Genomic DNA, 10,233 nt, shown 5'->3' with positions numbered 1-10,233 from the left:
TTCCCTACTGATGAACTAACAGTTTTTTCAATGAAACCATTCCGGCGATTGGAGTTTTCAGAACGCTCGTATTCGCTTCTTCCTAAATGTTCATCCATTTCGGCTTTAAGAAGTGCATTCAGTGGTTCAGAAAATACTTCTGTCATTGATTTAATTAAACTATTGGCACTGCTAGCATCAAAAATATCTGGGTTTCCTAGTACCAATTGGTTAAATTGGTCCATTACTTTTCGATAATTTTCAGATTTAGGTGGTTTTGGAGTTATTTTCTTTGCCATCTTGTTAATCATCCTTAATTAATTATTTGAATTTTAACACGATGCCAATTTAACACACTTATTTCATTACTACCGGAGTTTTACAATTTGTAGAGATTAAATCAGGAGTTTCTTATACTGATCAAGATATTAAAGCTTTTAATCAACTCTGCAAAATGAAATATCTAATTGGTAATAATGTCATAGTTTGTTTAACAGATACTCTTTATAAAACGAAAAAAGGGGTATATGTAATCCCCTTTTTCGCAATATAACATTTTTAATTTTTGTTATTTATTTGTTTTGCAGAAATATTTTTGGTGACTTTGACTAGAATCAAACTAGTTCTTATTGTCATTAAAGTCATGGTGGAGATGACGGGAGTTAAACCCGTTTCCACAATCGACTTTGCCATAGAGTCTACAGTTTAGTACGATAAATTTTGAATTCCCAGTTAATTAGGGCTATCGCACAACCATTAACTAGTAAGCCGAAAAATTTAATTCTTATTTATCGGCGTGATAAGAACGAGTTACTGACTTTTAAAACAAACTAGTTAGGTAACTGTCACCAGTTTGAGTGAGCTAGTACAAGACTAAGCAGCGAATGCGAAGTTGTAGTTTGCTTGTTGGTTGATTAGGAAGTTTTCATCCATTTGGAAGTTATCGTCCGCTTCAATCAATTGTTCGTCGTGTTTGTCGGTTAATTTTAAACCTTGAGCTATAAGGGGCTGACCCCACTGCATCTATGGGTCTATCAATTATGTCGAAATCGTGACATCCCCATACGCATATTATATAGGAAATAAAAAAGATTTTATTATGAGAGATTAGCTATTAACTAAATTAACGATCTGAAACAAAAATCGTGTTAGGTTTATACAGACTAGTTATTAGTATCCAATAGAAACATGAATTCTGTATCAACGTCATTGGAACTACGCAATTTTAAATATTTAATTATAGTATTCGGTAGTGCTTGAAAAATTAATTTGAAGTGATCTAAATTAATAGGCTAATTTAATAGCCTTGCAACGTCTGGGTTGACATCTAAAGTGAAATTATTTTGTCCTGGAAGCGGGTTAAGTTTAAAAATATAGAAGACATTAGTTCCAGGTTGTTGTAGTCGAATGAAATCACCATAGAAGTTATTTCCGCTAGCGGTTTGAGAAGAAGAATTTAGTTGTTTTCCATCATAGCTGACGCTTTGGTTGGTGTTAGATTTTCAAGTAAATCTAGCATCAGAGATTCAAACATAATCTGAATAGACGGTTGTTCTTGTATAAACAAAATCCTTATTGTTCAATTTGGCCGTTCAGGTTGTTATAACTGTATAAGAATTATTAGTTTTGTTGTAGAAAATACTTTGTCCAAAAATAGCATCTTTACTTATTTGTGACAAATCAACTGTCCGATTATCTGGAACAAGATTTTGCACATAAGTACCTAAATTGTTATACACGTCAGTTAATTCTTTAATTTGGTACATAACTAATAAGAAGTCGTTAAAATTAAAACCATCGATTTGTGCAGGATTATTGTTGTGCAATCCGTTGTATATTTGAGTTAATAATCCTGCTCCAATAATTCCGGCGGTTCTTGAAGTATATTGGGGAGCGATGATATTAAATATTTTTTTGCTTTCAGAATCTGGATTATTTGTTTTAAGGTTTCATTTACTTTGGTCAACGTTTAAAGATTTTGCCGAAGGAACAAAAACAGGAACTTCAGGTTTTGGTGGATTTGGAGTAGTTGGAGGAGTTACTGGAGGATTAGATGGTTTATCTGCTGCTGGTGGTTGAGATGGTGATGAAGGAGTTTCTGGAATCGGAGGAGTTACTGGAGGATTAGATGGTTTATCTGGTGTTGGTGGTTGAGATGGTGACGAAGGATTCTCTGGTTGTGGTTTTTCGGGAGCCGGAGGAGTTACTGGAGGATTAGATGGTTTATCTGGTGTTGGTGGTTGAGATGGTGACGAAGGATTCTCTGGTTGTGGTTTTTCGGGAGCCGGAGGACTAGTTGGTGTGATAGTTGTCGGAGAAGACGGGTTTGGGTTTTCTGGTGAGGTTGGTGTAGACCCCGGATTTTGTGTCGACGGATTGTCTCTTGTTGGAGACAAAAGAGTAGTATTTGAATTGTTTTGATTAGGATTTAGTAAAGATGAACCAAATTTAAAATCAGTTCAAAATGAATCAATTTGATTATTTGCTGGTGTTTGGGTTGTACTATCGCTTGGTTGTGGATCGATCTTTTGATTTCCGCATGCGACCGCAATTGCCCCAATTGGTAGAATTGAAAAACTAATTAAAGCTAATCAAATTCGTTTGCGCCCTTTTTTATTTTTCATAAAAACTCCTAAGCAATGTAAGTAGTATATTTTACCTAAATTAATTGTTCTACGAGTATTTTAGATACTTTATCAAGGTCTATTTTAAAAATAAAACGGAACCAATTTGATTTAACTAATTTATAAAATTTATAAATAAAATCAAAAAAAGCTATATACTTATTTGCTGTGGAGGACAACAAATGAACACTTTTCCGTTTCAGGCTGATGCTTTTAGTGGTAACTTACAAGTTGCCATTCTAGTTAATTTATTAATTTATGCTGTTATCTTGTTGGGTGGCCCAAGCGCTTTTGTTTTAGGTTTATCATTAATTAAACCAAAAATTAAAGCCATTACGATGTTTTATATTTATGCCTTTGGTGCAGCTGTATTCATTATTTTAGGAACGGTTGATTTAATCCGTGAATCATTTGATGGAGCTAGTGAATATTTACAGACAGCAAAATTGACTTCGTCAGCTGCGATCAATGGTATTCCTGTCGGAATTGTTGGTGGTGGAGTTTTAATCGGGTTAACAATTGTTTTGACTTTTAGGTTCTTTTTTATTAAGTTTTTTGGAGAAGTTCATTCCAAACATGAATTGCACGGTCATAGCGATGTTTTAACTAGTTTAAATGATGTCGATGCAAAAACCATTAAAGCAGCCTGGCTTGTTATTTTTTTGATTTTGAGTCACCGAATGATTGATGGATTTATTTCAGGAGGTGTGGTAGCTTTGTTAAGCAGCGCTCCTGAACAAATAGATATCGGTTTTGTTGTCACCTTTAATTTGCATATTCTTGTAGCTGCTACTTTAGTTTTCTATCGACAAATTCAGTATGGTCAAAAACGCTGAAAAGCAGCCTTATATAATCTTTACACTTTGTTAGCAATTGTTCCTATTATGATTTTTGGTGCTTATATTCATCAATATTTAGCAGCCATTGGTTGGTTTATTCCTTTGGTCAATGGTTCTGGAGGTGCCATGTTAACATTTGTAGGGATTGTTGAAATTGTTCCTGAATTTATCCACTATAAAGATTCATCGGCCCGTAATTGATACAAAGTTTTGTTATTTTTTGCAGCCGGAATTGTTGTTGCGGTGGTTTTAAGTACATTTGGATAATCAATTCTCAACCCATCCTTCTTTGACTTTAAATAAAACAAAAAATCCACAAAATGCTCTATACCGTTTGAAGTAGACAAGTTAAATAAATAAAACTTGAATACCTAAGGAGGTATAGAGCAAAATTGATTGTGGGTTTTTTTTCTGATTGCTGCGAAAAAATTAGAGTAAGTTTAAAAAAATATCAAAAACCAGCTTCTGTGAAATTTTAAATTCTGTCAACAATTTTATTAAAGACGTGTTTATAACTTCCTTTTTTTCATATTTTTTTCTTAAATTTAATGGTTTTAGTGCTAAATACTTTTACAATAAATTGATTCATTTGTTATACTATTACGCGCTATATTCATTATTAATAGTTATAAGGAGACATTAGATTGGTAAAAATTAGATTGATGCGAACTGGTCGCCATGGGCTACCAAGTTATCGAATTGTAGTTGTTGATTCACGTGCAAAACGTGATGGTAAATATATTGCTTTATTAGGTAATATGGATCCAGCAACTGAAAAAGTTGAATTGCAAGATACTTTAGCAATGGAATGATTGCAAAAGGGTGCTCAACCAACTGATACAATCAAAGCTATTTTGAAGAAAAAAGGTATTTGAGCAAAGTTTATGGCTCAAACACCAAAAGCTTCCAAAGAAACTAAAAAGACAACTAAAGCAACTGCTTAGTTATTTTTATTCATGCGGATTAGTGTCCTCTCGCTTTTTCCAAATTTGTTTGATGAGTTTTTAAAAACCTCAATTGTACGGTTAGCTCAGCAAAAACAAATTGTTAAAATTGAAGTAATTAATTTTCGTGATTATGCAACAGATAAACACCAAAAAGTTGATGATACAGCCTTTGGTGGTGGAGCCGGAATGGTTTTAATGCTAGATCCTATTGTTAAATGCTTACAAGCAATTAAAACAGATTCGTCCAAAGTTTATTTGTTATCACCTGATGGAGTTTTGTTTGAGCAATCAAAAGCGCAAAACATTGCTAAAACAGTAGATCACTTAATTTTGATTGCAGGACACTATGAAGGCTTTGATGCACGGATTGAAAATTACGTTGATGGAAAAATTTCGATTGGTGATTATGTCTTAACGGGAGGAGAACTTCCCGCAATGGTTGTTATTGAAAGTGTTGTTAGACTGATTAATGATGTCATCAATCCCGCTAGTTTACAACACGAATCATTTAATAACAATTTATTAGATCATCCATCATATACAAAACCAGCTATTTATAATGAATTTAAAGTACCTGAAGTTCTATTATCAGGTAATCATCAAGCAATTGAAAAGTTCAATTTAAATGAACAAATTAGAATTACAAAACAAAATCGTCCAGATTTATATGTAAAATACCTTAAGCATACGAAAGGCAAAACCAATGGCAAGTCAAAAAATAAATAAAGCAGCAATTATCAAGAAAATTGAAGCTCCACAATTAAAAAAAGATGTTCCTAATTTTCAAGCAGGAGATGTCGTTGTTGTTTCCATTAAAATTATTGAAAACAAAAAGACTCGGATTCAAAAATTTGAAGGCGTAGTTCTTCGAACTGTTGGCCGCGGAATCTCTAAAACTTTTATTGTTCGTAAAGAAACTGATGGTGTTGGAATCGAAAAAAACTTTCATGTCCACAATCCAAACATTTCAATTGAACTAAAACGTCAAGGTCGTGTACGACGTGCTTATATTAGTTATATGAGACAACGTTCAGGTAAATCTGCACGCATTCAAGAAAAAGTACGCACAAATACAACACAATCTAAAGTTAATTAATTTAGGATTTATTTTTACATCTTTCTATGAATAAACAAGAACCTGCTTCAGTTAATGAAGTTGCTGATACAAGTCAAAAAGATGCTCCCTTAGAATCCAATCAATTAGAGAATTGTGATGACAAGCAAACTTCAATCAAAAATGTTGTTAGTTTAGGAAGTGCACCAACTGACGCACAACGTCAAACTAATACGCTTTTTGACAATAAAGATTCAAAGAAAGCGTTACAAGCCACAGGGCCAACATTTAATGCTAGCTTAAAACGAGCAAGATTGACTTCAGCAATCTTGCGTTTTTCTAATTTGTATGGTCCAAAAAAGCTTTGGACAAGAATGCTTATTGTTAGTATCGCTTCATTATTGATGGGTTTTGTAACTTTGATTCTTGTTCAAAATACAGGTATTTATAATTTTGGATTATCTTCTTTTACTCAAGGTCTAGCGCGTTTGACATTTGTTAAATTGGCTTTAAATCCAGAAGTTCCAAGCGCGACCGTTGAAGCCGCGTTTAACATAGTGTTCTGAATGGTTTATTTAGTAATGAATATTCCATTAATCATTTTCTCGTATTTTAAATTAGGTAAGCGTTTTACCATTTTGTCAATCATTTACGTTGTGTTAAACAACTTGTTTGGTTTAGCATTAGGGTTTATTCCAAATGTAAGTAATATTGTTGTTTTTACAAATGCTAATGATAGTCAAATTCTTACTGATTTAACCAAGAACTTAGTTAGCCATCCAGAAAATGCTCAATTTTTAACTGATAACTTTAAAGGCGCTTTGCGATTTATTCCAGTAATTTGAGGTTATGGTCCTGACGCTTCTAAAGCAATCGGATTATTGTTTTATGGAGTTGTTTTTGCTGTAGTTGTAGGCATTTTTTATACGGTTATTTTTGTTACAGGTGGTTGTACTGGAGGCGCAGATTTCATTAGTCAATGATTTGCAAATGCCAAACAAAAATCGATTGGTGGTATTTTGTTATACGTCAATACTGCAGTTTTAATTATTGGTGTTTTACTTGGTTCATATATTCCAGGAAGCTTAGTACTAGATAATATTCCAGCAAATGTCCTTAATCCTACTACAGGTTTGCCTGTGAAAGATTTTGCTTGAGGCGCACCTTTATATTTTTCGCCAAATTTAGTTACCACATTATTTGCCGCTGTTATTTTTGGTGCTTTGATGGATTCGTGATTCCCGCGCTATCGTTTGGCTCGAGTTGAAATCTTTACCGATAAGATTAAAGACATCCGTGATTTATTGATTAATGATAAAAATCCTCATAGTTTATCGATTCAAGACATTATTGGTGGATACAGTATGGATAAACGTCAAATCATTGTTACAATTTCAATGTATATTGAAGTTCCAAGATTAATTCGCTTGATCCGAACTGTAGACAAAAATTGTTTGTTATCTATTACTACCATTCGTGGCATCGATGGATATGTCTATATAACAGAATCAACAGAAGCTTAATTTTTATGGAAAATTCACAACAAAAGATCAACTGATTCCCAGGGCACATGAAAAAAGCCACTGATCAAATTGGTCAAATTCTTAAATCCGTCGATGTAGTGATTGAAGTTGTGGATGCTCGTGGTGTAAACTTAACTAGTAACCATGAATTAGAAACCTTAATTGGGTCAAAGCCTTTATTGCAAGTTGCATTAAAAAGTGATTTAGTTGATATAAAAACATTTACTAATAAACCAAATTTGGTTTATGCGAGTAAATACGATATGAATTTAGTTAAGGTTATCATTAAAAAATTAGAAGCAATTACTGCTTCTAAAACCGCTAAAAATAAAGCTAAAGGTTTGTTAGTCAGTAACTATCAAGTAATGATTATCGGATTACCAAATGTTGGTAAAACAAGTTTGATTAACACTCTAATTAAAAAAAGTCATTTACGAGTTGAAAATCGTCCAGGAGTAACTAAAAAAATTAGTCAAGTTAAATTAAATGATCGATTTAATTTATTGGATACACCAGGTATTTTGTTTAAAAAAATTGATGAATTTAATGTTGGAGCTAAATTGGTTTTAATGGGAATCATTAAACCTGAAGTGGTTCCTTTAAACGAAGTTATGTTGTTTGGATATCGCTATTTAACCAAGCACTATTTAGCTTTAATTACAAAATTTTATCAATTTGAAATTGATGAGAATTATGAATTTTTTTTAGAACGATTAGCCAGTAAAAGAAAGTTTCTTTTAAAGGGCAATCAGTTAGATTACGATCGGGCGCAACAAACTTTCTTTAGTGATTTAACTAGTGGGAAAATAGGTAAAATTAATTTTGAGTATGAAATTTAATGAGGCTTACTTATTTGATCGTTGTAATTACAAACCAACAGATTTAGTATTGGGCATAGATGAAGTTGGTCGTGGTTGCTGAGCCGGACCTTTAGTTGTTTGTGGTGTTATTCTCAAGCCACGATATTTTAATCCTCTAATTACTGATAGTAAATTGCTATCAGATATTAAAAGAAGATTGTTAAGTAAAGAAATTATTGCGAATACTATTGATTATAAAATTGCGATAATTTCGGTAAAAGATGTTGATTTACTTGGGCCTAAAAAAGCCTCCATTAAAGGAATGATTGAAATCATTCAAACATTAGGCTTAAAGGCTAATCGAATCCTAGTTGATTATGAACAGGTAAAAATTGATAATTTAAATATTGAAGGAATTGTTCACGGAGATAAAAAATCGTATACAATTTCTGCAGCAAGTATTATTGCCAAAGTCTATCGTGATGATTTACTAATTGATATAGATCAAACTTATCCACAATATGGTTTTAAAAATCATAAAGGGTATGGCACTAAACAACACCTTCAGGCTTTAATCAAATATGGTCCTATTAAAGACTATCATCGTTTTTCATATAAACCGATTAGCGACCTAAAAAAGAAAAAACAATAATAAAGGAAAAAAATATGTCAACAAAGAAAAATGTTTTGAAATACCTCCAACAACGAGGTTTAATCGCCCAAACGATTTATCCAGAAAAATTAGAAAAAGCTTTAATGAATGAATCAATAAATTTCTATATTGGATTTGATCCAACAGCTGACAGTTTGCATGTTGGTCACTTGTTAATGTTAACAATCGCAAAACATTTACAAGCAGCAGGGCACAAACCATTTTTAATTTTAGGTGGTGGCACTGGTCATGTTGGTGATCCAAGTGGTCGAACTGATATGCGTAAAATGATGACGAAGGAAATCATTTTACAGAATTGTGCAAAAATGCAAAAACAAATGGAACGTTTCATTTCATTTAAAGGTAAAAATGCAGCAACTTTTTTTAATAATGCAGATTGGTTATTAGATTTAAAATGAATTGAATTATTGCGTTTAGTAGGGACTCAAATGTCTGTGAATAAAATGCTAGCAACAGATGCTTATAAAGCTCGCTGAGAAAATGGTTTGTCATTCTTGGAATTAAATTACATGGTTATGCAAGCTTATGATTTTTTGTTTTTAAATCAAAAGCATAACGTAACCTTACAATTAGGTGGAAATGATCAATGAGCTAACATTATAGCGGGAGTTGATTTAATTCGTCGGATCGAACAAAAAGAGGTTTTTGGAATGACTGTAACGTTATTAACAAAAACCGATGGAACAAAAATGGGAAAAACAGCTTCTGGCGCTTTGTGGTTAGACCCCAATAAAACAAGTCCTTATGACTTTTACCAATACTGAATTAATATCAATGATGCTGATGTTTTCCATTTCTTTAAATTATTAACTGATACACCTGAAAGTGAGTTAACAAAAATTAAAAAATTAAAAGGAAAACAACTAATAGAGGCTAAACATTTGTTAGCGTTTACTTTAACTTCTATTGTCCATGGCACAAAAGCAGCAGAATTAGCAAAAAAACAAGCTTTAGCTGCATTTAGCAACGATATTTCTAATATGCCCGAAAAAGATCTTGAATTAGCAACTTTGGATGATTTATCTGTAGCTAGTTTATTAGTTGCAATTGGTTTTGCAAAATCAAAAAGTGAAGCTAGAAGATTAATAACAGCTGGCGGGATTACTTTAAATGATACTAAGGTTTCTGATCAATTATTAAACTTAGACAAAAATATTATTAAAGCAAAATCTGTGGTCGTTCACAAAGGTAAAAAACAACACTTGAAAGTTAATTTTATTTAGTAATTATATTTTTTTAATAACGACAAGCAAAAATTACTACCAATATTTCGATTTTAAATCAGAGTAAAAGTGTTGTAGGTGAAAAACTTCCAAACCATTGCATGGAATTAAAAACAAGGTTTTAAAAAAAGTAGATTGTAAATTTAAGTGCAACACTACCAATTATTCTCAGATGCTCGTTTGACTTTTAGTTTAACTTTTTTGATATATTCACTTCAAACTTCATTTGGTGCCTTGTAGCCTAGAACTTTTTTAGGTCTGTCGTTGATTAGATTTTCAATCTCAGTTAGACGTGATTTTGATATTAAAGCAAAGTCAGTTTTTTTTCGGGCAAAATTGTCTAAAAATTTTATTTCCATTTTCGTCTGATCCACGCTGGTAAGAAGCGTATGCATCAGCAGAATAAATTGGTAGTTTGTGTTCTTCACGAATAATTTCAAGGTTTGTAAATTCTTTCCCATTGTCTACTGTCAATGATTTAAACGTTCCAAGTGGATGGTCACTAATTAATTCCTTGATTGTGCCATTCATTGATGCAGCTGTTCGGTCTATAATCGGGATTAAAAAATAT

At 32.4% G+C, this 10,233-nt stretch carries 11 protein-coding genes, 1 other RNA gene and 1 pseudogene; 8 read left to right on the top strand and 5 right to left on the bottom strand.

The annotated features are described in order from the left end of the window. From T384_RS06780 to T384_RS0105640, 4 genes are all read right to left on the bottom strand, one after another. Positions 1-278, bottom strand: a 278-nt coding sequence (locus tag T384_RS06780; protein WP_036498677.1) for a transposase, incomplete at its 3' end; no start/stop codon positions are given. Positions 279-537: 259 nt separating this feature from the next. Beyond that, positions 538-672, bottom strand: coding sequence for a hypothetical protein (locus T384_RS07595; RefSeq protein WP_281171274.1), 135 nt, complete (start codon positions 670-672; stop codon positions 538-540). Continuing rightward, positions 624-1,041, bottom strand: a transfer-messenger RNA (tmRNA) gene (ssrA, locus tag T384_RS07180). Before ssrA ends, T384_RS07595 begins: the two co-directional genes overlap by 49 nt. Positions 1,042-1,271: 230 nt before the next feature. Further along, the gene (locus T384_RS0105640; RefSeq protein ID WP_027120187.1) at positions 1,272-2,603 is read right to left on the bottom strand and encodes a hypothetical protein; all 1,332 of its coding nucleotides are present in this window, start codon (positions 2,601-2,603) and stop codon (positions 1,272-1,274) included. A gap of 182 nt (positions 2,604-2,785) precedes the next feature. Between T384_RS0105640 and T384_RS0105635 the strand changes: the two genes are divergently transcribed. From T384_RS0105635 to tyrS, 8 genes are all read left to right on the top strand, one after another. Beyond that, positions 2,786-3,709: a ZIP family transporter gene (locus tag T384_RS0105635; protein WP_036499410.1), complete on the top strand. Its 924-nt coding sequence runs from the start codon at positions 2,786-2,788 to the stop codon at positions 3,707-3,709. A 377-nt stretch (positions 3,710-4,086) separates the two neighbouring features. Then, on the top strand, positions 4,087-4,386 hold the full coding sequence (gene rpsP / locus T384_RS06775; RefSeq protein WP_052663609.1) for a 30S ribosomal protein S16: 300 nt from the start codon (positions 4,087-4,089) through the stop codon (positions 4,384-4,386). Between the two features lie 12 nt (positions 4,387-4,398). Continuing rightward, positions 4,399-5,115: a tRNA (guanosine(37)-N1)-methyltransferase TrmD gene (trmD, locus tag T384_RS0105625; protein WP_027120185.1), complete on the top strand. Its 717-nt coding sequence runs from the start codon at positions 4,399-4,401 to the stop codon at positions 5,113-5,115. Next, complete coding sequence (gene rplS, locus T384_RS0105620; RefSeq protein WP_027120184.1) at positions 5,093-5,485, top strand: 50S ribosomal protein L19; 393 nt, start codon at positions 5,093-5,095, stop codon at positions 5,483-5,485. The genes trmD and rplS overlap by 23 nt, the downstream gene beginning before the upstream one ends. Before the next feature lie 26 nt (positions 5,486-5,511). Beyond that, entirely contained in the window at positions 5,512-6,966 is a 1,455-nt protein-coding gene (locus T384_RS0105615; protein WP_052663607.1) for a YitT family protein, read from the top strand. A 5-nt stretch (positions 6,967-6,971) separates the two neighbouring features. Further along, on the top strand, positions 6,972-7,805 hold the full coding sequence (gene ylqF, locus T384_RS0105610; protein WP_027120182.1) for a ribosome biogenesis GTPase YlqF: 834 nt from the start codon (positions 6,972-6,974) through the stop codon (positions 7,803-7,805). Continuing rightward, positions 7,795-8,418 carry a ribonuclease HII gene (locus T384_RS0105605; protein WP_036499406.1) on the top strand — a complete coding sequence of 208 codons (624 nt, stop codon included), beginning with the start codon at positions 7,795-7,797 and terminating at the stop codon, positions 8,416-8,418. Before ylqF ends, T384_RS0105605 begins: the two co-directional genes overlap by 11 nt. A gap of 14 nt (positions 8,419-8,432) precedes the next feature. After that, entirely contained in the window at positions 8,433-9,662 is a 1,230-nt protein-coding gene (gene tyrS / locus T384_RS0105600; RefSeq protein ID WP_027120180.1) for a tyrosine--tRNA ligase, read from the top strand. A gap of 252 nt (positions 9,663-9,914) precedes the next feature. Here tyrS and T384_RS07425 read toward each other — a convergent pair. Continuing rightward, a pseudogene (locus tag T384_RS07425) lies at positions 9,915-10,233 on the bottom strand (hypothetical protein); the annotation flags it as partial.

The organism is Mycoplasma testudinis ATCC 43263, assembly GCF_000687795.1.
Taxonomy (GTDB): domain Bacteria; phylum Bacillota_I; class Bacilli_A; order Mycoplasmatales; family Mycoplasmoidaceae; genus Mycoplasmoides; species Mycoplasmoides testudinis.
Note: the sequence above shows the minus strand (reverse complement) of the source record. Positions and strands in the feature narration are given on the sequence as shown.